This window comes from Streptomyces sp. NPDC004542, from assembly GCF_040610035.1.
GTDB lineage: Bacteria > Actinomycetota > Actinomycetes > Streptomycetales > Streptomycetaceae > Streptomyces.
This window is the reverse complement of sequence record NZ_JBEXLP010000014.1, coordinates 87493-111868: the sequence shown is the minus strand read 5'-3', so window position 1 is coordinate 111868 and position 24376 is coordinate 87493. Positions and strand designations below refer to the sequence as shown.

20 protein-coding genes are annotated in these 24376 nt (G+C 73.1%); 17 read left to right on the top strand and 3 right to left on the bottom strand.

The window, feature by feature from the left end; all coding sequences use genetic code 11:
* The first annotated feature begins 9 nt into the window (after positions 1-9).
* From ABZX30_RS11505 to holA, 4 genes are all read left to right on the top strand, one after another.
* Positions 10-2520 carry a ComEC/Rec2 family competence protein gene (locus ABZX30_RS11505; RefSeq protein WP_355931829.1) on the top strand — a complete coding sequence of 837 codons (2511 nt, stop codon included), beginning with the start codon at positions 10-12 and terminating at the stop codon, positions 2518-2520.
* A 4-nt stretch (positions 2521-2524) separates the two neighbouring features.
* Positions 2525-3385: an arylamine N-acetyltransferase gene (locus ABZX30_RS11500; RefSeq protein ID WP_355931802.1), complete on the top strand. Its 861-nt coding sequence runs from the start codon at positions 2525-2527 to the stop codon at positions 3383-3385.
* Positions 3386-3389: 4 nt separating this feature from the next.
* Positions 3390-3635 carry a hypothetical protein gene (locus ABZX30_RS11495; RefSeq protein ID WP_355931800.1) on the top strand — a complete coding sequence of 82 codons (246 nt, stop codon included), beginning with the start codon at positions 3390-3392 and terminating at the stop codon, positions 3633-3635.
* Positions 3636-3743: 108 nt separating this feature from the next.
* The gene (gene holA / locus ABZX30_RS11490) at positions 3744-4736 is read left to right on the top strand and encodes a DNA polymerase III subunit delta (protein WP_355931798.1); all 993 of its coding nucleotides are present in this window, start codon (positions 3744-3746) and stop codon (positions 4734-4736) included.
* A 214-nt stretch (positions 4737-4950) separates the two neighbouring features.
* Here the strand turns inward: holA and rpsT are convergent, their stop codons facing one another.
* Positions 4951-5217 (bottom strand): 30S ribosomal protein S20, encoded by a 267-nt coding sequence (gene rpsT, locus ABZX30_RS11485; protein WP_355931795.1) that lies wholly within the window; start codon positions 5215-5217, stop codon positions 4951-4953.
* A gap of 220 nt (positions 5218-5437) precedes the next feature.
* Between rpsT and lepA the strand changes: the two genes are divergently transcribed.
* The 5 genes from lepA (at position 5438) to ABZX30_RS11460 (ending at position 13613) form a co-directional block, all read left to right on the top strand.
* Positions 5438-7306 carry a translation elongation factor 4 gene (lepA, locus tag ABZX30_RS11480; RefSeq protein WP_355931792.1) on the top strand — a complete coding sequence of 623 codons (1869 nt, stop codon included), beginning with the start codon at positions 5438-5440 and terminating at the stop codon, positions 7304-7306.
* A 260-nt stretch (positions 7307-7566) separates the two neighbouring features.
* On the top strand, positions 7567-9441 hold the full coding sequence (locus ABZX30_RS11475; protein ID WP_355931789.1) for a long-chain fatty acid--CoA ligase: 1875 nt from the start codon (positions 7567-7569) through the stop codon (positions 9439-9441).
* A 232-nt stretch (positions 9442-9673) separates the two neighbouring features.
* Entirely contained in the window at positions 9674-11635 is a 1962-nt protein-coding gene (locus ABZX30_RS11470) for a SpoIIE family protein phosphatase (protein ID WP_355931786.1), read from the top strand.
* A gap of 67 nt (positions 11636-11702) precedes the next feature.
* Positions 11703-12935 (top strand): radical SAM family heme chaperone HemW, encoded by a 1233-nt coding sequence (gene hemW / locus ABZX30_RS11465; protein ID WP_355931784.1) that lies wholly within the window; start codon positions 11703-11705, stop codon positions 12933-12935.
* A 99-nt stretch (positions 12936-13034) separates the two neighbouring features.
* Complete coding sequence (locus tag ABZX30_RS11460; RefSeq protein WP_355931781.1) at positions 13035-13613, top strand: Uma2 family endonuclease; 579 nt, start codon at positions 13035-13037, stop codon at positions 13611-13613.
* Here ABZX30_RS11460 and ABZX30_RS11455 read toward each other — a convergent pair.
* Both ABZX30_RS11455 and ABZX30_RS11450 read right to left on the bottom strand, forming a co-directional pair.
* Positions 13591-14406, bottom strand: a complete 816-nt coding sequence (locus ABZX30_RS11455) for a DUF3097 domain-containing protein (RefSeq protein ID WP_355931779.1) — start codon at positions 14404-14406, stop codon at positions 13591-13593. The two genes, ABZX30_RS11460 and ABZX30_RS11455, sit on opposite strands and share 23 nt — an antisense overlap.
* A 31-nt stretch (positions 14407-14437) precedes the next feature.
* A complete protein-coding gene (locus tag ABZX30_RS11450; protein WP_355931776.1) occupies positions 14438-15175 on the bottom strand; it encodes an MBL fold metallo-hydrolase in 738 nt (245 codons plus the stop codon).
* A 174-nt stretch (positions 15176-15349) separates the two neighbouring features.
* Between ABZX30_RS11450 and hrcA the strand changes: the two genes are divergently transcribed.
* The 8 genes from hrcA to ABZX30_RS11410 all read left to right on the top strand — a co-directional run bounded on the left by hrcA (position 15350) and on the right by ABZX30_RS11410 (position 24370).
* Complete coding sequence (gene hrcA / locus ABZX30_RS11445) at positions 15350-16366, top strand: heat-inducible transcriptional repressor HrcA (protein ID WP_355931774.1); 1017 nt, start codon at positions 15350-15352, stop codon at positions 16364-16366.
* Positions 16367-17503, top strand: coding sequence for a molecular chaperone DnaJ (gene dnaJ / locus ABZX30_RS11440; RefSeq protein WP_355931773.1), 1137 nt, complete (start codon positions 16367-16369; stop codon positions 17501-17503).
* Between the two features lie 225 nt (positions 17504-17728).
* Positions 17729-18802, top strand: coding sequence for a nitronate monooxygenase (locus tag ABZX30_RS11435; RefSeq protein ID WP_355931771.1), 1074 nt, complete (start codon positions 17729-17731; stop codon positions 18800-18802).
* Positions 18799-19551, top strand: coding sequence for a 16S rRNA (uracil(1498)-N(3))-methyltransferase (locus tag ABZX30_RS11430; RefSeq protein ID WP_355931768.1), 753 nt, complete (start codon positions 18799-18801; stop codon positions 19549-19551). Before ABZX30_RS11435 ends, ABZX30_RS11430 begins: the two co-directional genes overlap by 4 nt.
* Before the next feature lie 16 nt (positions 19552-19567).
* The gene (locus tag ABZX30_RS11425) at positions 19568-19960 is read left to right on the top strand and encodes a VOC family protein (protein ID WP_355931765.1); all 393 of its coding nucleotides are present in this window, start codon (positions 19568-19570) and stop codon (positions 19958-19960) included.
* 134 nt (positions 19961-20094) lie between these two features.
* The gene (locus ABZX30_RS11420; RefSeq protein WP_355931763.1) at positions 20095-20661 is read left to right on the top strand and encodes a hypothetical protein; all 567 of its coding nucleotides are present in this window, start codon (positions 20095-20097) and stop codon (positions 20659-20661) included.
* Between the two features lie 46 nt (positions 20662-20707).
* A complete protein-coding gene (locus tag ABZX30_RS11415; protein WP_355931760.1) occupies positions 20708-23947 on the top strand; it encodes a S41 family peptidase in 3240 nt (1079 codons plus the stop codon).
* A gap of 57 nt (positions 23948-24004) precedes the next feature.
* Positions 24005-24370, top strand: coding sequence for a histidine triad nucleotide-binding protein (locus ABZX30_RS11410; RefSeq protein ID WP_355931757.1), 366 nt, complete (start codon positions 24005-24007; stop codon positions 24368-24370).
* Positions 24371-24376: the final 6 nt, after the last annotated feature.

Sequence of the window (24376 nt, the reverse complement as noted above, 5' to 3'; positions counted from 1 at the left end):
CGCCGGGCCGTGCACGCCGCCTCCGGGAAGCGACTGGGCGCCGCACACCCCCGACAGGAGGGACCGACGGACCTGCGCCTGGTCCCGCCCGCGCTCGCGGCCTGGGGGACGGCGGCGCTCACGCTGGACATCCCGCCGGCCCGGACCGCCGGCCTCGTGATCGGCTGCCTGGTCACCGGCGTGATCCTGCTGTACGGGCGGTGGACTCAGGCCCCGCCCCGGTCGGCCGCCCGGCCCCGCGTCACGGCCGCCGCCGTACTCCTCTGCGTCGCCGCGTCCGCCGCCTCCGCCGGGGCGCACGGCGCGGACCTGCGGCGCGGGCCGGTGCCCGAGCTGGCCCGGCGGCACGCCACGGTGACCGCCAAGGTCGAGGTCGGATCCGATCCCTGGCTCAGCAGACCCCGGGTCACCGGCGATCACGCGGCCCCGGTCGCCGTGCTCGTCCGGGCGGAGGCGCGGCGGGTCGAGGACGCCGACGGGTCGGTGACGAAGACCCGGACCCCCGTGCTGGTCGTCGTCGACGCGGGCACGCCGGGCCCGCGTCGAGTTCCCGAGGAGCGCGCGACGGGTACGCGGGCGGCCTGGCTCGGCCTGCTGCCCTCGACGCGGATCCGGGTGGACGGGCGACTGGCGCCGACGGCGGGCGGTGACGGGATCGCGGCCGTGCTGCGGGTGCGGGACGGGCAGGTGCCGCAGGTCGTGGGAGGACCGAGCGGGCCGCAACGGCTGGCGGGCCGGCTGCGGGCCGGGCTGCGCGAAGCGACCGACGGGCTGCCGGGTGACGCGCGGGCACTGCTGCCGGGGCTGGTCGTCGGGGACACCTCACGGATCACGCCGGAGCTGGACGAGGCCTTCAAGGAGACGGACCTGGCGCACACCCTCGCGGTCTCCGGCAGCAACCTCACCGTTCTGCTCGCCCTGCTCATCGGGCCGCCCGGGCTGGCCCAGCGGGCCGAACGCCGTGGGCCGGCACCACGCCTCGGTCTTTCGCTGCGGGCGACCGCACTGCTCGCCGCGGCGCTCACGCTCGGCTTCGTCGTCGTGTGCCGGCCGGACCCGAGCGTGCTGCGGGCCGCGGCCTGCGGCGCCGTCGCCCTGCTCGCGCTGGCCACGGGGCGTCGCAGATCGCTGGTTCCGGCACTGGCGACAGCCGTCCTGCTGCTGGTCCTGTACGACCCGTGGCTGGCCCGCAGCTACGGTTTCCTGCTCTCCGTGCTGGCCACCGGCGCCCTGCTGACGCTCGCGCCCCGCTTCGACGCGGCGCTGCGGCGGCGCCGGGTGCCACCGCGGCTCGCCGAGGCGCTGGCCGCCGCTGCCGCCGCACAGGCCGTGTGCGGGCCGGTCGTCGCCGTGCTGTCGGCGCGGGTGAGCCTCGTGGCGGTGCCGTGCAACCTGCTCGCGGAGGCCGCGGTCGCCCCGGCCACCGTCCTGGGCTTCGCGACGCTGGCGACCGCCCCGGTGGCGATGCCGGTGGCGAAACTCCTGGCCCGGCTCGCGAGGTGGCCGGCCGGATGGATCGCGGGTGTGGCACGGGCCGGGGCCGGGCTCCCCGGCGGGGGAGTCGACTGGCCGGCCGGCTGGGCCGGGGCGCTGCTGCTCGCCGTCGCCACGGTGGCGGTGCTGCTCCTCGGGCGCCGGCTGGTGCGGCACCCGTGGTGGTGCGGTGTCTGCGGACTGCTGCTCCTGCTCGCCGTGGTGCGCCCGGCGCCGCTGACCCGAGTGGTCACCGGCTGGCCGCCGCCCGGCTGGCGGCTGGCGGTGTGCGACGTCGGACAGGGCGACGCGACGGTGCTCGCGGCGGGCGGCGGCAGCGGGGTGGTGGTGGACGCGGGTCCCGATCCGGCACTGGTGGACCACTGCCTGCGCAAGTTGGGCATCGTCCGGATCCCGTTGGTCGTGCTGACGCACTTCCACGCCGACCACGTCGCGGGACTGCCCGGGGTGCTGCGCGGGCGGCCGGTCGGCGGGATCGAGACGACGGGCTTCGAAGAGCCCGCCGACCAGGCCGAGTTCGTACGGAGGGAGGCGGCCGCACGGAACATCCCCGTCACCCGCGCGGCCGCCGGCGAACAGCGGCGGACGGGACCACTGTCCTGGCAGGTGCTCTGGCCGCCGCCGCCCGGCCCGGCCGCCCGGGACCCGGACGGGCCGAACGACGCCAGCGTGGCACTGCTCGTCCGGTCGGCCGGGCTGCGGCTGCTGTTGCTCGGGGACCTCGAACCTCCCTCCCAGCGGGCGCTGTTGGAGTCACCGGCGGTGGCCGGGCTGGGCCGCGTCGACGTCCTGAAGGTCGCCCATCACGGCTCGTCCTACCAGGACCCCGACCTGATACGCCTGGTGGCCCCGCGCGTCGCCCTCATCTCCTGCGGCGCGGACAACCCCTACGGCCACCCGGCGCCCGGCACCGTACGGGCGCTGCGGGACGAGGGCGCGGTGGTGCTGCGCACGGACCGGGACGGGGCGCTGGCGGTCGCGGGGACCGGCGGGGCGGACGGGGAGGTGCGGGTGGCGGGAGACTGAGGACATGAACTCCGCACAGGCCGACGCCTACCTCCGCCGCCTCGGGGTCGCGCACCCGGCGCGTCCCACCGCCGAAGCACTGCGTGAACTGCACGAGAGCCATCTGCGGACCGTCCCCTTCGAGAACCTCTCGGTGCACCTCGGAGAGGAGATCGCGCTGGAGGACGAACGGCTCTTGGCCAAGCTGGTGGACGCGCGGCGGGGCGGGTTCTGCTACGAACTCAACGGCGCCTTCGGGTCGTTGCTGACCGCGCTCGGCTTCGGCGTCGCCCTGCTCGCGGCGCGGGTGTACGGGGACGGGGAGCGGCTCGGTATCCCGTACGACCATCTCGCGCTGCGGGTGCGGACCGCGGACGGGGGCGACTGGCTGGCCGACGTCGGGTTCGGGGCGCACAGCCACTACCCGCTGAAGCTGGGGGACCGGGGCGAGCAGCCGGACCCCGGCGGCACCTTCCGGATCGCCCCGGCCGGCCCGGACCCGGCCGGGGTGCGCGGGGGCGCCGACCAGGACGGGGCGGCGGACCTCGACGTCCTGCGGGACGGCGCGCCCCAGTACCGCCTGGAGACGCGGCCCCGGGCTCTCGGCGACTTCGCTTCGGGGGCCTGGTGGCACAGCACCTCGCCGCGGTCGCACTTCACGCGGTCCCTGGTGTGCTCACGCAGCACGGAGGACGGGGGACGGATCACCCTGAGCGGCCGCAGGTGGACGGTGACCGCCGCCGACGGGACACGGGAGGTGCGTGAGCTGGAGTCGGACGAGGAGGTGCTCGCGGTGTACCGGGAGCGGTTCGGGATCGAGCTGGCCACCGTGCCGGCCGTGGGGGTGCCCGCCGTGCGGGAGCCGGCCGCGGGTCGCGGAGAATGACACCGTGAGCGATGTGAGACATGTGCTGGTGCTGCCCGACCGGGAAGCGGCGGAAGAGGTGGCGCGGGCGCTCGGAGAGCGGTTCGGGGTCGCGGAGGAGCCGGAGCTGGTGCGGGAGGCCCTGGCCGGCGAGGACGACGCCGAGGACGCCCAGTGGCTCGTCGTCCTGCGGGACGAGCGGGAGCGACTGGATCCGCGGGAGCTGGACGCGCTGGCGGGGGAGTGGGACGGCTGGCGGGAGGAGCCGTAGTCCCGCGGGGCTCGTCGTCCGGGCCCGGGTGCCGTCCGCGGCGGCGTGCCGTCCGGCCGGGGGCGGCTGCGCGTATCGGTGTCAGTGGCGCGTGGGATGCTTGTCGCGATGGCCAGGAAGACTGCGAACGACGACCCTCTCGCCCCGGTGACCCTTGCCGTCGGCCAGGAGGACCTCCTGCTCGACCGTGCCGTGCGGGAGGTGGTGGCCGCCGCCAGGGCCGCCGACGCCGACACGGACGTGCGGGACCTGACCCCGGACCAGGTGCAGCCCGGCACGCTCGCCGAGCTGACCAGCCCGTCGCTCTTCGCGGAGCGCAAGGTGGTGGTCGTACGCAACGCGCAGGACCTGTCGGCCGACACGGTCAAGGACGTGAAGGCGTATCTCGGATCGCCCGCCGAGGAGATCACCCTGGTGCTGCTGCACGCGGGTGGCGCCAAGGGCAAGGGACTGCTCGATGCCGCGCGCAAGGCGGGGGCACGGGAGGTGGCGTGCCCGAAGATGACCAAGCCGGCGGACCGGCTGGCGTTCGTACGCGGGGAGTTCCGCGGGTTCGGGCGGTCGGCCACGCCCGAGGCCTGCCAGGCGCTGGTGGACGCGATCGGGAGCGAGCTGCGGGAGCTGGCGTCGGCGGTGGCCCAGTTGGTCGCCGACGTCGAGGGGACGATCGACGAGGCCGTCGTCGGACGGTACTACACCGGGCGGGCCGAGGCCTCCAGCTTCACGGTCGCGGACCGGGCGGTCGAGGGGCGGACGGCGGAAGCCCTGGAGGCGCTCAGATGGTCGCTGGCGACCGGGGTGGCGCCGGTGCTGATCACCAGCGCGCTGGCCCAGGGCGTACGGGCCATCGGCAAGCTGTCGTCGGCCCGCGGTGGCCGGCCCGCCGACCTCGCCCGGGAACTGGGCATGCCGCCCTGGAAGATCGACCGCGTGCGGCAGCAGATGCGCGGGTGGACCCCGGACGGGGTGTCGGTCGCCCTGCGGGCCGTGGCCGAGGCGGACGCGGGCGTCAAGGGCGGCGGGGACGACCCGGAGTACGCGCTGGAGAAGGCGGTCGTCACGATCGCGCGCGCGGCCCGTTCCAGAGGACGCGGCCAGTGAGCCGGCCGGACTGAGGGCGACTCAGCGGCACGGCACGCCGAAGGCCCCGTCGCGCCCCCTGGGGAAGGGGGAGCGACGGGGCCTTCGGTTCAGACGGTCGGATCCGCGCCCGCGTGGCGAACGCAGGCCGCGCGCGGACCCTGGGGGGCCGGTCGGGAGCGGATGAGAGAGGGCCCGCTCTGGGTCCTTCCGGCGGTCAGATCAAAGAAGGGGTTCAGCCCTGGAGGGTCGCGACCTTGGCAGCCAGCGCCGACTTCTTGTTGGCGGCCTGGTTCTTGTGGATGACGCCCTTCGAGACGGCCTTGTCGAGCTGGCGCGCGGCAGCGCGCTGGTACTCGGTGGCCTTCTCGACGTCACCCGCGGCAGCGGCCTCACGGGCCTTGCGGATCGCGGTCTTCAGGGAGGACTTGACGGCCTTGTTGCGCAGCCGGGCCTTCTCGTTGGTCTTGATCCGCTTGATCTGGGACTTGATGTTCGCCACGAATGAGCCTTTTCAGGTTCTGGCACGGGGCCGCGAAGGTCCCGTGCCGGTGATTTCTTGGGTTGTGCCTCGCGTTGAGAGGACATGAGACACAGCCGCCCACCCTACCAGCGGCCCGGCGAGTGGCCCAAACCGGTCGCCGGTCCCCGCCCGTGGGACCATGGAGACTACGTATCGATCCGACCCGAGGCATAAGGCGCCTCAAGAGACAGGACCCTGCGTGCCCGCGACCCCTAACCATGTGCCCGAGCCGAGCCGTACCGACCCGGCTCTGATCCGCAACTTCTGCATCATCGCGCACATCGACCACGGCAAGTCCACGCTCGCCGACCGGATGCTCCAGCTGACAGGTGTGGTCGAGCAGCGGCAGATGCGTGCTCAGTACCTCGACCGGATGGACATCGAGCGTGAGCGCGGTATCACGATCAAGTCCCAGGCGGTGCGGCTGCCGTGGGCTCCCACCCACGACCCCGGCAACACGCACATCCTCAACATGATCGACACCCCGGGGCACGTCGACTTCACCTACGAGGTCTCGCGGTCGCTCGCCGCCTGCGAGGGGACCGTCCTCCTCGTGGACGCCGCCCAGGGCATCGAGGCACAGACCCTCGCCAACCTGTACCTGGCGATGGAGAACGACCTCACCATCATCCCGGTGCTGAACAAGATCGACCTGCCGGCCGCCCAGCCGGAGAAGTTCGCCGAGGAGCTCGCCAACCTCGTCGGCTGCGACCCGGACGACGTGCTCAAGGTCTCCGCCAAGACCGGCCTCGGCGTGGAGGCGCTGCTCGACGAGGTCGTCGCCGAGATCCCCGCCCCGGTCGGCGTCAAGGACGCCCCCGCGCGCGCCATGATCTTCGACTCGGTCTACGACTCCTACCGCGGCGTCGTGACGTACGTCCGCGTGATCGACGGGCAGCTCAACAAGCGCGAGCGCATCAGGATGATGTCCACCGGCGCCACCCACGAGCTGCTCGAGATCGGCACCAACTCGCCCGAGATGCTCCCCGCGGACGGCCTCGGCGTCGGCGAGGTGGGCTACCTGATCACCGGTGTGAAGGACGTCCGCCAGTCCAAGGTCGGTGACACCGTCACCAGCCAGGCCAAGGGCGCGACCGAGGCGCTCGGCGGTTACAAGGACCCCAAGCCGATGGTCTTCTCCGGTCTGTATCCGCTGGACGGCTCCGACTACCCCGAGCTGCGCGAGGCCCTCGACAAGCTCCAGCTCAACGACGCCGCGCTCGTCTACGAGCCGGAGACCTCCGCCGCCCTCGGCTTCGGCTTCCGCGTCGGCTTCCTCGGCCTGCTGCACCTGGACGTGATCCGCGAGCGCCTGGAGCGCGAGTTCGGGCTCGACCTGATCGCCACCGCCCCCAACGTGGTCTACCGCGTGGTCATGGAGGACGGCAGCGAACACACGGTCACCAACCCGAGCGAGTTCCCCGAGGGCAAGATCAGCGAGGTGTACGAGCCGGTCGTGCGGGCCACCGTCCTCGCGCCCACCGAGTTCATCGGCTCGATCATGGAGCTGTGCCAGACCCGGCGCGGCACCCTCCTCGGCATGGACTACCTCTCGGAGGACCGGGTCGAGATCCGCTACACGCTGCCGCTCGCCGAGATCGTGTTCGACTTCTTCGACCAGCTGAAGTCCAAGACGCGCGGCTACGCCTCGCTGGACTACGAGCCCACCGGCGAGCAGACCAGCTCCCTGGTCAAGGTCGACATCCTGCTGCACGGCGACAAGGTGGACGCGTTCTCCGCGATCACCCACCGGGACCAGGCGTACGCGTACGGCGTGCGGCTCGTCGCCAAGCTCAAGGAGCTGATCCCGCGGCAGGCCTTCGAGGTGCCGGTGCAGGCCGCCATCGGCTCGCGGGTCATCGCCCGCGAGACCATCCGCGCCATCCGCAAGGACGTCCTCGCCAAGTGCTACGGCGGTGACATCTCCCGCAAGCGGAAGCTGCTCGAGAAGCAGAAGGAAGGCAAGAAGCGGATGAAGATGGTGGGTTCCGTGGAGGTTCCGCAGGAGGCCTTCATCGCGGTCCTGTCCAGCGATGACAGCGCGGGTTCGGCCAAGGGCAAGAAGTAACCGCCGGTAATAACGGCCGGCGTCCGCGAAACAGGTGCAACAGGGGCTCGTCGCACGAAAGTGTGGCGGGCCCCTGCGCGTGCGTAGCGTCGCCATCTGTGGGAAGTGACATGCCGCCGCCTCTTACGCGTCGGCCCGTAGCGCTTTACTCTGATCCCTGCTCGATAGTTACTCGCGAGTTAAACAACTGGCCGAACCATCGCCGTGAGTCACCCAAGCCGCACCTGCCAGCCGCACCGTCGCGGGCCCCGGAGGATGTCGTGAGCGACACACAGACACTGATCGAGAACCGTCCGCCGTCCGTCGCGGCCCTCTTCCTGGAGCGCGTGGACGCCACCCCGGACGCCGAGGCGTACCGCTACCCGGTGCCGCCGGCCTCGGGCCAGGGGCCCGACGACTGGAAGTCGCTGAGCTGGGGACAGACCGCCGAGCGCGTCCACGCGATCGCGGCCGGCCTCATCGAGCTGGGCGTGCGGCCGGAGCAGCGGGTGGCGCTGGCCTCCTCGACCCGGGTCGAGTGGATCCTCGCCGACCTGGGCATCCTGTGCGCCGGGGCGGCCACGACCACGATCTATCCGCAGACCAACGCCGACGAGTCGGCCTTCATCCTCTCCGATTCCGAGAGCCGGGTGCTGATCGCGGAGAACGCCGGCCAGCTCGCCAAGGCCGTCGAGAAGCGCTCCGAGCTGCCCGAGCTGCACCACGTGGTGGTCATCGACCCCGCCGGCGTCGAGACCGGCGACTGGGTGCTCACCCTCGCCGAGCTCGAGGAGCGCGGGGCCACGTACCTGGAGAAGCACCCCGAGCTGATCAAGGAGCGGGTCGGCGCCATCACCAAGGACCAGCTGGCGACGCTGATCTACACCTCCGGCACCACCGGCCGCCCCAAGGGCGTCCGCCTGCCGCACGACAACTGGTCGTACATGGCGAAGGCGATCTCCGCGACCGGGCTGATCAGCTCCGAGGACGTGCAGTACCTGTGGCTGCCGCTCGCGCACGTCTTCGGCAAGGTGCTCACCTCCGGGCAGATCGAGGTCGGGCACGTCACCGCCGTCGACGGCCGCGTCGACAAGATCATCGAGAATCTGCCGGTGGTGCGGCCGACCTACATGGCGGCCGTCCCGCGCATCTTCGAGAAGGTCTACAACGGCGTCGCCGCCAAGGCCCGGGCCGGCGGACCCGCCAAGTACAAGATCTTCCAGTGGGCCGCCGGGGTCGGCCGCGAGTACGCCAAGGTCACCCAGGACAACTTCCGCCGCACCGGCACCCACTCCGCGCCCCTCGGCCTCGCCGCCCAGCACAAGGTCGCCGACTCGCTCGTCTTCGCCAAGATCCGCGAGGCCTTCGGCGGCAGGCTGCGGGCGTGCGTGTCCGGGTCGGCCGCCCTCGCCCCCGAGATCGGCTACTTCTTCGCCGGCGCCGGCATCCACATCCTGGAGGGCTACGGCCTCACGGAGTCCTCGGCCGCCTCCTTCGTCAACCCCGGCGAGGCGTACCGCACCGGCACGGTCGGCAAGCCGCTGCCCGGCACCGAGGTGCGCATCGCGGACGACGGGGAGATCCTCCTGCGCGGCCCGGGCATCATGCAGGGCTACCACGGGCTCCCCGAGAAGACCGCCGAGGTCCTGGAATCGGACGGCTGGTTCCACACCGGTGACATCGGCGAGCTGTCGCCCGACGGCTACCTGCGCATCACCGACCGCAAGAAGGACCTGATCAAGACCTCGGGCGGCAAGTACATCGCGCCCGCAGAGGTCGAGGGCCAGTTCAAGGCCGTGTGCCCGTACGTCTCCAACATCCTCGTGCACGGCGCCGACCGGAACTTCTGCACCGCCCTCATCGCCCTCGACGAGCCGTCGATCCTCGAGTGGGCCAAGGAGAACGGGCTCGGCGGCAAGCTGTACGCCGAGGTCGTCGCGGCCCCGGTCACCGTCGAGATGGTCGACGGCTACGTCCGGCAGCTCAACGCCGGCCTCCAGCGCTGGCAGACCATCAAGAAGTTCCGCCTCCTGCCGCGCGACCTCGACGTCGAGCACGGCGAGATCACCCCGAGCCTGAAGCTGAAGCGGCCGGTGGTGGAGCGGGAGTACAAGCACCTGATCGACGAGATGTACGCGGGCTCGCGCGAGGCCTGAGCCCGGCGGCACGGGCGGTGCCCCACGGGACACCGCCCGCCCGCACGGAGCTCGGATGCTCGGAATCGTTCCGTTTTCTGTCCGTCTTCGCGTGCAAGCGTGCCCGTGTTGTCACCCATGGCGGCCCACTTCGGTAACTCGGCGCTTATGGACGCAGTCGGTCTGTCACCCTGTTCGCAGTCATCGAGACGTATTCGTCTGACGTTCGTCCGATCTGCTCGGGGAGTCGGCCATGGGCGCCATACCGACGCAACGGGAGACCGTCTCCCGTGTCTCTGATGTGCCCGCACACGGGGACGCGGGGGAGCGTGCGGCGGTTCGCTCGGTTCTCCCGGGCAGCCCTCTCGCGCCCGGATCCGCCCGCGCGCTGCTGCGCGCGGCGCTCACCGAGTGGACCGGCCTCGGCCTCACGCCCTCGCAGCGGCTCGTCGACGACGCCGTCGTGGTGGTCAGCGAACTCGTCACCAACGCCGTCGTGCACGCCGGCACCGATGTCGAGCTGACCTGCCGGCTGGAGGAGAGCGGCGCGCTCGTCGTCGAGGCCTGCGACCACCACCCCTCCCGGGCCCCGCGCCGGGGCGGCGCCGAAACGCCGTACGAGCCCCCCGACTACGGGCGCGGCCTGCGCCTGGTCGCCACGCTCGCCGAGGCCTGGGGCGTCACCTACCGCACGGGTGTCAAGACGGTCTGGGCGCGCCTGCCCGCCGAGGACCGGCCGGCCGCCGAGGAGCCCGAGGCGCACGCCGCGGCAGGCGGGGCGGCGGCCGCCGACATCCTCGCCCACGAGCCGCCCCCGCTCTCCGCCGCACTCGAGCAGGGAGACCCCCACCGCGCCGAACGCGACCGCGAATGGCTCGGCCACGGCGCCCTGTCCTTCCTCGCCGAGGCCTCCGACCTGCTCGCCGGGCAGCTCGACGAGAACCTCGTCGCCGCGCTCGCCGGACAGCTGCTCGTGCCCCGGCTCGCCGACTGGTGCGCGGTGTGGCTGGAGGACGAGTCGACCGGCCGGTGGGGGCCCGCCCGAGCGGGCGGGCCCGACAGCGGCGGAGCCTGGGGCGACGGGACGGGGGCGCCGGGACCCCGGCTGGCGCGGGTGTGGCACGGCAGCGAGAACCGCAACGAGGAGCTGCGCCGCGCCCTGGAGAAGGACCCGCCGTGCCCCCGGGACGGCTTGCGGTCCGGCCCCGAGCCCTACCCCTGGCCCGGCGAGGCCCTCGGCCCGCACGGCACGGACGGCACCGCGCTGGCGTACCGGCTGATCGCGGGCGGCCGTCCGCTGGGCACGCTGGTGATCGGCCGGTGCGGGCCCCTCGCCTTCCCCGACGAGATCACCGGACTGGTCGAGGACCTCGGCCGCCGGGTGGCACTGGCCATCGGCGCGGCCCGCCAGTACGCCCGCCAGGCCACCATCAGCGCCGTCCTCCAGCGCGGGCTGCTGCCCGGGGCGGTCGCCCAGATCCCCGGAGTGAGCAGCGCGCTCGTCTACGAGCCGTGCGACAAGGGCGGCCCCAGCGGCGACTTCTACGACCTGTTCCCGGCGGGCGACGGCCGCTGGTGCTTCGCGGTGGGCGACGTACAGGGCAAGGGACCGGAGGCCGCCGTGGTGATCGGCCTCGCCCGCCCCTGGCTGCGGCTCCTCGCCCGCGAGGGCTACCGCGTCGCCGACGTCCTCGACCGCCTCAACCAGCTCCTCCTGGACGACGCCACCGAGGCCGCCGACGCCGCCGCCCGCGCCCTGGTCGCCGCCGGCGGCCGCCCCGTCGCCCCCGGCGACGGCCCGCAGACCCGCTTCCTCTCTCTCCTCTACGGCGAGCTCGCCCCCTTCGACGGCGGCGTCCGCTGCACCCTCGCCTCCGCCGGGCACCCCCTGCCGCTGCTCCTCGGACCCGACGGCCGGGTCCGCACGGTCGCGAAGCCACAGACGCTCCTCGGGGTCGTCGAGGACGAGACGTACACCAGCGAGACCTTCGAGCTGCGTCCCGGAGACACCCTGCTGTGCGTCACGGACGGGGTGACCGAGCGGCGCGACGGCTCCCGCCAGTTCGACGACGGCGACGGGCTCGCGCGGGCCCTCGAGGGGTGCGCGGGGCTCGACGCCGAGCAGGTCGCGGAGCGCATCCGCCGGCTGGTGCACGAGTTCGGCGGCGGGGCGCCCGAGGACGACCTGGCGCTGCTGGTGCTCCAGGCGGAGTAGGGCGACCGGCGGAGACGGTCCCGGCGGGCGGGAGGAGACGGTCCGGGCGTGCGGGACAATGGAGGGCATGCCCTCCGCACTCCCCGACGGCGAGCCCGTCCCCGCCGACGGCGCCCTGCCCGCGTCCGCGCTCGCCGGGGCCGCCGACCGCCCCCTCGGCTTCTACCTGCACGTCCCGTACTGCGCGACCCGCTGCGGCTACTGCGACTTCAACACCTACACCGCCACCGAGCTGCGCGGCACCGGCGGCGTGCTCGCCTCCCGCGAGAACTACGCCGACACCCTGACCGACGAGGTCCGCCTGGCCCGCAAGGTGCTCGGCGACGACCCGCGCGAGGTCCGCACGGTGTTCGTCGGGGGCGGTACGCCCACGCTGCTGGCCGCCGACGACCTGGTACGGATGCTGGGGGCGATCCGGGACGAGTTCGGCCTGGCGGCGGACGCGGAGGTCACGACCGAGGCGAACCCGGAGTCGGTGGACCCGGCGTACCTGGCGCGGCTGCGGGAGGGCGGCTTCACCCGGATCTCCCTCGGCATGCAGAGCGCGAAGCGGCACGTGCTGCGCGTGCTCGACCGGACGCACACCCCGGGCCGGCCCGAGGAGCGCGTGGCTCAGGCGCGCGCGGCGGGCTTCGAGCACGTCAACCTGGACCTGATCTACGGCACCCCCGGTGAGTCCGACGACGACTGGCGGGCCTCGCTCGACGCGGCCCTGGGCGCCGGCCCGGACCACATCAGCGCGTACGCGCTGATCGTCGAGGAGGGCACCCAGCTCGCCCGCCGCATCCGCCGGGGCGAGGTCCCGATGACCGACGACGACGTCCACGCCGACCGCTACCTGATCGCGGAGGAGCGGCTGTCGGCGGCCGGCTTCGAGTGGTACGAGGTCTCCAACTGGGCCGGTTCCGAGGCGGGCCGCTGCCTGCACAACGAGCTGTACTGGCGGGGCGCCGACTGGTGGGGCGCGGGACCGGGGGCGCACTCGCACGTGGGGGGCGTCCGCTGGTGGAACGTGAAGCATCCCGGGGCGTACGCGGCGGCGCTGGCGTCGGGCCGCTCGCCGGGCGCCGGGCGGGAGCTGCTGTCCGACGAAGACCGGCGGGTGGAGCGGATCCTGCTGGAGCTGCGGCTGCGGGAGGGGGTGCCGCTGTCCCTGCTGAAGGAGGACGGGCTGGCGGCTTCACGGCGGGCGCTGGGCGACGGGCTGCTGGAGGCGGGGCCGTACGAGGAGGGGCGGGCGGTGCTGACGCTGCGGGGGCGGCTGCTGGCGGACGCGGTGGTGCGGGACTTGGTCGACTGATCACTCCGGCGAGTGAATCCCCCCGGAACGCCGGTTCGGTCCCTAACCTGGTTCGTAGGCTGCCGCCAACAGGACGCGGCGGATGTGGAGGCCACGGAGATGACCGCTGTGGACGAGCGTGGGATGACCAGGTTCTTCGAGGAGTTCGAACCTCCGGAGGGCGTCAAGGTCGAGCTTCTTCGGGGAGAAATCGTGATGATGGCCGCTCCGGATCTGGTGCACAACCGGATTGTGGAGGAGGTGCAGGACCAGATCCCGCGCAAACGCTGGGCACGGCTTCAGACGACGGACGTGGACATCATCAACGAGGCCAGCGAGCCCATTCCGGATCTGGTGGTCATTCAACGCGGCGTCGCCCCGGACTCGGGGCGCCTGCTGCCGTCGCAGTTGATCACGTTGGTGGTCGAGGTGGTCTCCAAGACGAGCGTCGACCGGGACTACGGCGTCAAGCGTTCCGTCTACGCGGCAGGCGAGATCCCCGCTTACCTGATCATCGACCCGATCATGGCACACTGCGTCCTGCTCACGGAGCCCGTAGGCATGGGGGACGAGGCCGACTACCAGGCCCAGAGGATCACCCGATTCGGCGCTGCACTCCCGCTGGAATCACTCGGCGTCGAGCTGGACACCACCGAATTCGGCACCTACAAGGGCGTCAGGCCCCACCGCTACCCGTGACGAAGTCGATCAGCTCCTCCACCCGCCCCAGCAACTCCGGCTCCAGGTCCTTGTAGGAACCCACCCGCGCCAGGATCGCCTGCCACACCGCTCCGGTGTTGTCCGAAGGCCACCCCAGCGCCCGGCACACCCCCGTCTTCCAGTCCTGGCCGTGCGGCACCTGTGGCCAGCCCGGAATCCCCAGGGCCGACGGCTTCACCGCCTCCCAGATGTCGATGTACGGGTGGCCGACCACCAGCGCGTGCTCACTGGTCACCGACTGCGCGATCCGCCACTCCTTCGTGCCCGGGACCAGGTGGTCCACCAGGACACCCAGCCGCGCGTCCGGCCCCGGCCCGAACTCGGCCACGACGGCGGGCAGGTCGTCCACGCCCTCCAGGTACTCCACGACCACGCCCTCGACGCGCAGGTCGTCGCCCCACACCTTCTCGACCAGTTCCGCGTCGTGCCGGCCCTCGACGTAGATGCGCCCGGCACGGGCCACGCGCGCGCGTGCGCCCGGGACGGCGACCGAACCGGAGGCGGTACGGGTGGGACGTACCGGAGCCGACGACGCCGGCCGCACCAGCGTGACCACCCTGCCCTCGAGCAGGAACCCGCCCGGTTCCAGCGGGAACACCCGGTGCTTGCGGAAGCGGTCCTCCAGGGTCACCGTGCCCGCCTCGCAGCGGATCACCGCGCCGCAGAAGCCGGTGCCGGGCTCCTCGACCACCAGACCGGGCTCCGCGGGCACCTCCGGGACGGGCTTGGGTTTCTTCCAGGGAGGGTTCAGATCGGCGGGATACTGGCGCATTCGGATGACGATAGGAGAAGCCGTACCGCCATCAGGGCGACACGCCGAAACGCGCCGCCAGCTCGTCGCGTTGCCGCCGCACGAACGCCGCGTCCACCACCGCTCCGTGACCGGGCACGTACAGCGCGTCCTCGCCGCCGAGGTCGAGCAGCCGGTCGAGGGCGGCCGGCCAGTGGGACGGTACGGCGTCGGGGCCGGCCTGGGGATCGCCGGACTCCTCGACCAGGTCGCCGCAGAACACCACCTCGGGCTCGCCGGGGACCGAGCCGGGAACCAGCACCGCCAGGTCGTGGGCGCTGTGCCCCGGGCCGACGTTGGCCAGCAGCACCTGTCGTCCGTCGCCCAGGTCGAGGGTCCACTCGCCCGAGACCAGGTGGCGGGGCAGAGGGAGGGAGTCCACCGCCTCGTCCGCCTCCGCCACCGGCAGGCCCTGCCGGACGGCGTCCAGGCGGAGCTCCTCGCGCTCGTGCGTGAGCACGGTGTCCATGCCCACCGCCGCGAAGATCTCCGCGCCCGCGAAGGCCGCCGCGCCCAGCACATGGTCGAAATGGGGGTGGGTGAGCGCGAGATGGGTCACACGGCCCCCGGCCAGCTCCTGCGCCTGTGCGCGCAGGCGCGCGCCTTCGGCGAGACTCGACCCGGCGTCCACCACGAGCGCCGTACCCTCGCCGAGGACCAGTCCCGTGGTGCAGTCCCAGCGCGGCAGCCGGCACCGTCCGACCCCCGCGGCCACCCGCTCCCACCCCAGCTCTTCCCAAGCAACCGTCATACCGCGACGCTAGCGGGGAACGGTCCCACCCGGGCGCGGCGGCACGATCCGGCCTTGCCCGGGGTGTACCCCACGGCCGTACACTGGGCCGGGGAATGCTGGCACTCGCGAGCGCAGAGTGCCAGGCGAAGGACCCGAGGACCGCAGGGGACGATGTGCTGGAGGTGCGCGCGGATGCTGAGTGAACGCAGGCTGCAGGTGCTGCGCGCCATCGTCCAGGACTACGTCGGCACCGAGGAGCCCGTCGGCTCGAAAGCGCTCACCGAGCGGCACAGCCTCGGCGTCTCCCCGGCCACCGTCCGCAACGACATGGCGGCCCTGGAGGACGAGGGGTACATCGCCCAGCCGCACACCAGCGCGGGGCGCATCCCCACCGACAAGGGCTACCGGCTCTTCGTCGACAAGCTCGCGGGCGTCAAGCCGATGACCGGCCCCGAGCGGCGGGCGATCCAGAACTTCCTCGACGGCGCCGTCGACCTCGACGACGTCGTGGCCCGCACGGTGCGGCTGCTCGCGCAGCTGACCCGGCAGGTCGCGGTCGTGCAGTACCCCTCGCTGACCCGTTCGACCGTGCGGCACGTGGAGCTGCTCTCGCTCGCCCCGGCGCGCGTGATGCTCGTGCTGATCACGGACACCGGCCGGGTCGAGCAGCGGATGGTCGACTGCCCCGCCCCCTTCGGCGAGGCGTCCCTGGCGGATCTGCGCGCGCGGCTCAACAGCCGGGTCGCGGGCCGCCGGTTCACCGACGTGCCGCGGCTGGTCGAGGACCTCCCGGAGGGCTTCGACCCGGAGGATCGCGGTACGGTCTCCACCGTGCTCTCCACCCTGCTGGAGACACTGGTCGAGGAGAACGAGGAGCGGCTGATGATCGGCGGTACCGCCAATCTCACCCGCTTCGGACATGACTTTCCCCTCACCATCCGGCCGGTGCTCGAGGCGCTCGAGGAGCAGGTCGTCCTGCTCAAGCTGCTGGGCGAGGCCAAGGATTCGGGCATGACCGTGCGCATCGGGCACGAGAACGCCCATGAGGGACTCAACTCCACCTCGGTGGTGTCGGTCGGCTACGGTTCGGGCGGCGAGGCGGTTGCCAAGCTCGGCGTGGTCGGACCGACCCGCATGGACTACCCGGGAACGATGGGAGCGGTACGCGCAGTGGCACGGTACGTCGGACAGATCCTGGCGGAGTCGTAAGTGGCCACGGACTACTACGCCGTTCTCGGCGTGCGCCGCGACGCGTCGCAGGAAGAGATCAAGAAGGCCTTCCGCCGGCTCGCACGCGAGCTGCACCCGGATGTCAATCCTGATCCCAAGACGCAGGAGCGGTTCAAGGAGATCAACGCCGCCTACGAGGTGCTGTCGGACCCGCAGAAGAAGCAGGTCTACGACCTCGGCGGCGACCCGCTCTCGCAGGCCGGCGGCGCCGGCGCGGGCGGCTTCGGGGCGGGTGGCTTCGGCAACTTCTCCGACATCATGGACGCCTTCTTCGGCACCGCGTCCCAGCGCGGCCCGCGTTCGCGGACCCGGCGCGGCCAGGACGCGATGATCCGTATCGAGGTCGAGCTGGACGAGGCGGCCTTCGGCACGACCAAGGACATCCAGGTCGACACGGCGGTCGTCTGCAACACCTGCAACGGCGAGGGCGCCGCGCCGGGTACGACCGCCCAGACGTGTGACATGTGCCGCGGTCGCGGTGAGGTCTCCCAGGTCACCCGGTCCTTCCTGGGCCAGGTCATGACCTCCCGCCCCTGTCCGCAGTGCCAGGGCTTCGGCACGGTGGTACCGACCCCGTGCCCGGAGTGCGCCGGCGACGGCCGGGTGCGCTCCCGCCGCACCCTGACGGTCAAGATCCCCGCCGGTGTCGACAACGGCACCCGCATCCAGCTCGCCGGCGAGGGCGAGGTCGGACCGGGCGGCGGTCCCGCCGGTGACCTGTACGTCGAGATCCACGAACTCCCGCACAGCACCTTCCAACGGCGCGGCGACGACCTGCACTGCACGGTCACCATCCCGATGACCGCGGCCTCCCTCGGCACCAAGGTGCCGCTGGAGACGCTGGACGGCATGGAAGAGGTCGACATCCGCCCGGGCACCCAGTCCGGCCAGTCGATCCCGCTGCACGGCCGGGGCGTCACGCACCTGCGCGGCGGCGGCCGGGGCGACCTCATCGTCCACGTCGAGGTCCAGACCCCGACCAAGCTCGACCCCGAGCAGGAACGGCTCCTGCGCGAACTGGCCAAACTCCGCGGCGAAGAACGCCCACAGGGCCAGTTCCAGCCGGGGCAGCAGGGGTTGTTCTCGCGGTTGAAGGACGCGTTCAACGGGCGGTGAGGTGAGTCCGGGTGAGGGTGCGGCTCGTTCTGCCGGGGGTCCGGGGGTGGTCCCCCGGGTGGGCGGGGTCAGCCGGGGCAGCAAGGGTTGTTCTCGCGGTTGAAGGACGCGTTCAACGGGCGGTGAGGCCCGCGTTTACGGTGCCTGACCGCCGACAATTCCTCTGGCATATGTCAGAGGAAGCCCGGATTCGGACTTGTTCGGAGGACGTGACAACATGCCGTCATGTCCTCCGCACTGACCGATCTCGTTCCTCATCCGATCGTGCAGGCCCCCATGGCCGGCGGGGTCTCCGTCCCGCAGCTCGCCGCCGCCGTGTCGGAGGCGGGCGGTCTGGGGTTCCTCGCCGCCGGGTACAAGACCGCCGACGGCATGTACCAGGAGATCAAGCAGCTGCGGAGCCTGACCGGCCGTCCCTTCGGCGTGAACCTCTTCATGCCGCAGCCGGAACACCCCGATTCCGGTGCCGTGGAGGTCTACGCCCACCAGCTGGCAGGCGAGGCCTCGTGGTACGAGACCGAGCTCGGCGACCCGGACAGCGGCCGGGACGACGGCTACGACGCCAAGCTCGCCGTGCTGCTGGACAACCCGGTCCCGGTGGTCTCGTTCCACTTCGGCGTGCCGAGCCGGGACGCGCTCGACTCGCTGCGCCGCGCCGGAACCCTCACCCTGGTCACCGCGACCACCGCCGAGGAGGCCGTCGCGGTGGAGCGGGCCGGCGCCGACGCGGTCATAGCGCAGGGCGTGGAGGCCGGCGGCCACCAGGGCACCCACCGGGACATCCAGGAGAACGACGGCTCCGGCATCGGCCTCCTCGCACTGATCACCCAGGTCCGCGAGACCGTGGGCATCCCGATCGTCGCCGCCGGCGGCATCATGCGCGGCAGCCAGATCGCCGCGGTCAGGGCGGCCGGCGCGAGCGCGGCCCAGCTGGGCACCGCGTTCCTCGCCACCCCCGAGTCCGGCGCGAAGGCCCCGCACAAGCAGGCGCTGACCAACCCGCTGTACGCCCGCACCGAACTGACCCGCGCGTTCTCCGGCCGCCCGGCCCGCGCACTGGTCAACCGCTTCGTGCGCGAGCACGGCCCGTACGCCCCCGCCGCCTACCCGGAGGTCCACCACCTCACCTCGACGCTGCGCCTGGCCGCCGCCAAGGCCGGTGACGCGCAGGGCATGGCGCTGTGGGCCGGCCAGGGCCACCGGATGGCACGCGAGCTGCCGGCCGGGCAGCTGGTCGAGGTGCTGGCCGCCGAGGCCGAGGCGGCGACGGCGGCGCTGGCCCAGGGCGGTGCCCGGTGACCGCGCCGGTCTTCGTGGTCGACTCCCTGGAGGGCGTCGGCCCCGGCTCGGTCATCGACGTGACGGGCCCCGAAGGGCGGCACGCGGTCTCCGTACGGCGGCTCCAGCCCGGCGAGCACGTGGTGGTCACCGACGGGCGGGGCCGGGGGGCGGCCGGGGTCGTCCGCAGCGCGGCGGGCAAGGACCATCTGGTCGTCGAGCCCTTCGAGTTCCCGGTGGAAGCCGAGCCCAGCCCGCGTATCACCGTCGTCCAGGCCCTGCCCAAGGGCGACCGCGGTGAGCTCGCCGTGGAGACGATGACCGAGACCGGTGTCGACGCGATCGTGCCCTGGGCGGCGTCCCGCTGCATCACCCAGTGGAAGGGCGAGCGCGGCCTGAAGGCGCTCGGCAAGTGGCGCGCCACCGCCCGTGAGGCCGGCAAGCAGTCCCGGCGGCTGCGCTTCCCGGACGTCGCGGACGCGGCGACGAGCAAGCAGGTTGCCCAGCTTCTCGCCAAAGCCGACTTCGCCGCCGTCCTGCACGAGGACCGGGACTACCCCAGCGAGCCGCTGGCCACCGCCCAGCTCCCCGCCGAGGGCGAGATCGTGCTGGTCGTCGGCCCCGAAGGGGGCGTCGCCCCGGAGGAGTTGGCGCTCTTCGGGGAAGCGGGCGCGAAGGCGTACCGGCTCGGGCGTACCGTACTGCGTACATCGACCGCCGGGACCGCGGCGGCGGCCCTGCTCCTGGGCCGTACCGGCCGCTGGTCCTGACCGCTGGGGGAAGACCGTGGAACTCGCCCACGTACGGCTGCTGGTCAGCGACTTCGCCGCCTGCTACCGCTTCTACGCCGAGGTGCTCGGCCTGAAGCCGCAGTCCGGCGCGGCCTCGGGACCGTACGAGAAGTTCAGTCCCGCCACCGGCTCCGCCGGGATCGCGCTGCAGGACCGCTCGATGATGGCCGAGGTCCTGGACGAGCTGGGCGACACCGCGACCGGCCACCGCTCCCTGGTGGTCCTGCGCGTCGACGACCTCGACGCCTACTGCGCGGAGATCACCGGCCGTGGCGCCACCCTCCTGCACGGCCCGGCCCCCATGACCGAGCGCATGCGGGTCGCCCACCTCAAGGACCCGGAGGGCAACGTGGTGGAACTCCAGCAGTGGCTGCTGCTGCGCACCTGACCGGTCCCCGCGCACCGGGACGGCCCGGGGACCTCGACGGGCACCGGAGCGCCACTCGAAGGTGAGGCACCCGAACACTCGAGTGGCCATATGCGCCCTACCGCCCCGCCCGCGGCGGTGGCACGCTGCCCTGCATGGGGGCTTTCAGGCACATGCGCAACCGGCCCCGCCGGACGCGGGCGGCGGCCGTGGCGGGGCTCGCGGCGGTCGCCGTGGGCGGCGTCGTGGCGTGCGAGCCGACCGATCTGAGTTCGGCGTCGGTGGCGTACACGACGGACCGGACCGCGACCGCGGAGCTGAAGCGGCAGCACGTGAACGTGCGGTGGCTCACCTGCACGGGCGGCTACGGAGGCAAGGGCTACACCCCGGGGAAGACACCGTCACCGAGCGAGAGCACCGTCGTCACCGTCGACTGCCGGGGACAGACCGACGACGGACGGAAGATCACCGTCACCGGCAAGGTCACCAAGGCCGTCGACGGGGCGTGCGTGCGCGGCGACCTGACCGCGAAGGTCGGCGGCAAGGAGGTGTTCCACGTGGACGGGCTGGGCAACTGCGACGCCACACCCGGCCCCGCGTACACCCCGCCCGTCACCTACCGGCCCTCGGACGGGCAGCCCCGCCCCACCGTCACCGTCACGGTCACCAGGACCATCTGGTGCAAGGGCGATCCGACCTGCTGGCCCGTCGAGGGCAAGTGATCGGAAACCGGACCCGCGGACGCCGTGCGCTGCGTAGGGTGATCGGGTGACCCAGGGCGCATCCACCACCACAGCGGCAACCTCGGCCTACCTCCGATTCCCGCACGTGCACGGCGGGTTGGTCGCCTTCACCGCGGAGGACGACGTGTGGCTCGCCCCGCTCGACGGCGGGCGGGCCTGGCGGGTCAGCGCCGACAACGTACCGGTGACCCACCCGCGGATCTCCCCCGACGGCACGACGGTCGCCTGGACCTCCACCCGCGACGGCGCCCCCGAGGTGCACACCGCCCCCGTCACGGGCGGCCCGGCCAAGCGGCTGACCCACTGGGGGAGCTGGCGCACCCAGGTGCGCGGCTGGACGCCCGGCGGGCAGGTCCTGGCGCTCAGCACCCAGGGCCAGGCCAGTCTGCGCCGCAGCTGGGCCCGCGCGGTCCCGCTCGACGGCGGACCCGCCGCCACCCTGCCGTACGGGCCCGTCGGGGACGTGGCGTACGGTCCCGCCACGGTGCTGCTGTCCGCGCCGATGGGCCGCGAGGCCGCCTGGTGGAAGCGCTACCGGGGCGGTACGGCGGGCAAGCTGTGGATCGACCGGGACGGTCACGACGGAGAAGGAGCCGGCGAGTTCGTGCGGCTGCACGAGGAACTCGACGGGAACATCGAGTACCCGGTGTGGACGGGGGAGCGCATCGCCTTCCTCTCCGACCACGAGGGCACCGGAGCGCTGTACTCCTCCCTCGCCGACGGCTCCGACCTGCGCCGGCACACCCCTCTCGGGGGCTTCTACGCCCGGCACGCGGCAGGCGACGGCACCCGCGTCGTCTACACCTGTGCCGGTGAGCTGTGGCTCCTGGACGACCTGGACGGCGCCGAGCCGCGGCGGCTCGACATCCGGCTCGGGGGGCCACGCGTGGACCTCCAGCCGTACCCGGTGAACGCCGGCCGCTGGTTCGACTCCGCCGCTCCCGACCACACCGCGCGCGGCAGCGCCGTCGAGGTGCGCGGCGCCGTCCACTGGGTCACCCACCGCTCCGGTCCCGCCCGCGCGCTCGCCGCCCAGCCGGGTGTCCGGGCCCGGCTGCCGCGGGCCTTCCGCGCCGAGGGCGAGGAGTGGGCGGTGTGGGTGACCGACGCCGAGGGCGATGACGCCCTGGAGTTCGCCCCCGCCACCGGACTCGCGCCCGGCGCCACCCCCAGACGGCTCGCCGCCGGCCGGCTCGGCCGGGTCCTGGAGCTCGCCGTGGCCCCCGACGGCAGCCGGGTCGCCGTCGCCGCGCACGACGGACGGCTGCTGCTCGTCGAGCGGGACAGCGGCGAGGTCCGCGAGGTCGACCGCAGCGAGGACGGCGAGGTCTCCGGACTGGCCTTCTCCCCCGACTCGGCCTGGCTCGCCTGGTCCCACCCCGGCCCCCGCCCCCTGTCCCAGCTGCGGCTCGCCCACACCACCGACCTGTCGGTCACCGACGCGACCCCGCTGCGCTTCCAGGACTACGCGCCCGCCTTCACCCTCGACGGCAAGCACCTCGCCTTCCTCTCCACCCGCGCCTTCGACCCGGTCTACGACGAGCACGTCTTCGACCTGGCCTTCGTGGTCGGCTCCCGCCCCTACCTGATCACCCTCGCCGCCACCACCCCCTCGCCGTTCGGCCCGCAGCGGCACGGCCGGCCCTTCGACGCGCCCGACAAGGACGAGACCCCGGACAGCGAGGGCACCCCGACCACCCGGATCGACCTGGAGGGGCTCGCCGACCGGATCGTGCCCTTCCCGGTCGAGGCCGCCCGCTACTCCAACCTGCGCGCCGCCAAGGACGGGGTGCTGTGGCTGCGCCACCCGGTGCGCGGCGTCCTCGGCGCCTCCCGGGCCACCCCCGAGGACCCCGACCCCAAGACCGAACTGGAGCGCTACGACCTCGTCCAGCAGCGCATCGAGCACCTCGCCTCCGACGCCGACCACTTCGAGGTCAGCGGCGACGGCAAACGTGTCCTGCTGTGGACCGACGGCCGGCTCCGGGTCGTCCCCAGCGACCGGCGCGCCTCCACCGACGACGACGGCGACACCTCCGTCACCGTCGACCTCACACGGGTCAGGCAGACCGTCGACCCGGCCGCCGAGTGGCGCCAGATGTACGACGAGACCGGCCGCATCATGCGCGACCACTTCTGGCGGGCCGACCTCGGCGGCGTCGACTGGGACGGCGTCCTCGACCGCTACCGCCCGGTGCTGGACCGCATCGCCACCCGCGACGACCTCGTCGACCTGCTCTGGGAGGTGCACGGCGAACTCGGCACCTCGCACGCGTACGTCACGCCGTACGGCGCCCACGGCGGCGGCCCCCGCCAGGGCCTGCTCGGCGCCGACATCTCCCGCCACGAGGACGGCAGCTGGCGCATCGACCGCGTGCTGCCCGCCGAGACCTCCGACCCCGACGCCCGCGCCCCGCTCGCCGCGCCCGGTGTCGCGGTGCGCGCCGGGGACGCGATCGTCGCCGTGGCCGGGCACCCCGTCGACCCGGTGACCGGCCCCGGCCCGCTGCTCGTCGGTACGGCCGGCAAGGCGGTCGAGCTGACCGTCTCACCGGCCGGCGGCGGCGAGCCCCGGCACGCGGTGGTGATCCCGATCGCCGACGAGGAGCCGCTGCGCTACCACGCCTGGGTCGCCGGCCGGCGCGCCCACGTCCACGAACTCTCCGGCGGCCGGCTCGGCTACCTCCACGTGCCCGACATGCAGGCCCCCGGCTGGGCCCAGATCCACCGCGACCTGCGGGTGGAGGTGGCCCGCGAGGGGCTCGTCGTCGACGTCCGGGAGAACCGCGGCGGCCACACCTCCCAGCTCGTCGTCGAGAAACTGGCCCGGCGGATCGTCGGCTGGGGCCTGCCGCGCGGCCGGCGGCCCTACAGCTACCCGCAGGACGCGCCCCGGGGCCCGGTCGTCCTGGTCGCCAACGAGTTCTCCGGCTCCGACGGCGACATCGTCAACGCGGCGATCAAGGCGCTCGGTATCGGCCCGGTCGTCGGCACGCGCACCTGGGGCGGCGTCATCGGCATCGACAGCCGCTACCACCTGGTCGACGGCACGCTGATCACCCAGCCCAAGTACGCGATGTGGCTGGAGGGTTACGGCTGGGGCGTGGAGAACCACGGCGTCGACCCGGACGTGGAGGTGGTCCAGCGCCCGCAGGACTGGGCCGCCGGCCGTGACGTCCAGCTGGACGAGGCGGTGCGGATGGCGCTGGCCGCGCTGGAGGATAACCCGGCGAAGACCCCGCCGCCCCTGCCGCAACCGGACTGACCCCCGGGGTCGATACGATGCCCCGGTACTGGATCACCGGCGTGAGGAGGCACACGCATGGCAGGGCAAGAGGGCGGCGCGCCGCAGGACGACTGTCTGTTCTGCAAGATCGTCGCGGGGCAGGTCCCGGCGACGATCGTCCGTGAGACCGAGACCACCGTCGCCTTCCGGGACATCAACCCCCAGGCACCCACCCACATCCTGGTGATCCCCAAGGCGCACTACCGGGACGCCGCCGCGCTCGCCGCCGCCGCACCGCAGCTCGCCGCGGACGTCCTCGCCGAGACCCAGGCCGTCGCCGACGAGGAGAAGCTGGAGAGCTACCGCACCGTCTTCAACACCGGCACCGGCGCCGGCCAGACCGTCTGGCACGCCCACGCCCACCTCCTCGGCGGCCGCGGCCTCGAGTGGCCCCCCGGATAGGCAGCC

What these genes read in the sequence shown, in the direction of transcription:
- ABZX30_RS11500 (WP_355931802.1), top strand. Translation starts at nt 2,525, where the DNA reads ATGAACTCCGCACAGGCCGACGCCTACCTCCGCCGCCTCGGGGTCGCG.
- holA (WP_355931798.1), top strand. Translation starts at nt 3,744, where the DNA reads ATGGCCAGGAAGACTGCGAACGACGACCCTCTCGCCCCGGTGACCCTT.
- ABZX30_RS11470 (WP_355931786.1), top strand. Translation starts at nt 9,674, where the DNA reads ATGGGCGCCATACCGACGCAACGGGAGACCGTCTCCCGTGTCTCTGAT.
- hemW (WP_355931784.1), top strand. Translation starts at nt 11,703, where the DNA reads ATGCCCTCCGCACTCCCCGACGGCGAGCCCGTCCCCGCCGACGGCGCC.
- ABZX30_RS11460 (WP_355931781.1), top strand. Translation starts at nt 13,035, where the DNA reads ATGACCGCTGTGGACGAGCGTGGGATGACCAGGTTCTTCGAGGAGTTC.
- ABZX30_RS11455 (WP_355931779.1), bottom strand. Translation starts at nt 14,406, where the DNA reads ATGCGCCAGTATCCCGCCGATCTGAACCCTCCCTGGAAGAAACCCAAG.
- ABZX30_RS11450 (WP_355931776.1), bottom strand. Translation starts at nt 15,175, where the DNA reads ATGACGGTTGCTTGGGAAGAGCTGGGGTGGGAGCGGGTGGCCGCGGGG.
- hrcA (WP_355931774.1), top strand. Translation starts at nt 15,350, where the DNA reads ATGCTGAGTGAACGCAGGCTGCAGGTGCTGCGCGCCATCGTCCAGGAC.
- ABZX30_RS11435 (WP_355931771.1), top strand. Translation starts at nt 17,729, where the DNA reads ATGTCCTCCGCACTGACCGATCTCGTTCCTCATCCGATCGTGCAGGCC.
- ABZX30_RS11420 (WP_355931763.1), top strand. Translation starts at nt 20,095, where the DNA reads ATGGGGGCTTTCAGGCACATGCGCAACCGGCCCCGCCGGACGCGGGCG.
- ABZX30_RS11410 (WP_355931757.1), top strand. Translation starts at nt 24,005, where the DNA reads ATGGCAGGGCAAGAGGGCGGCGCGCCGCAGGACGACTGTCTGTTCTGC.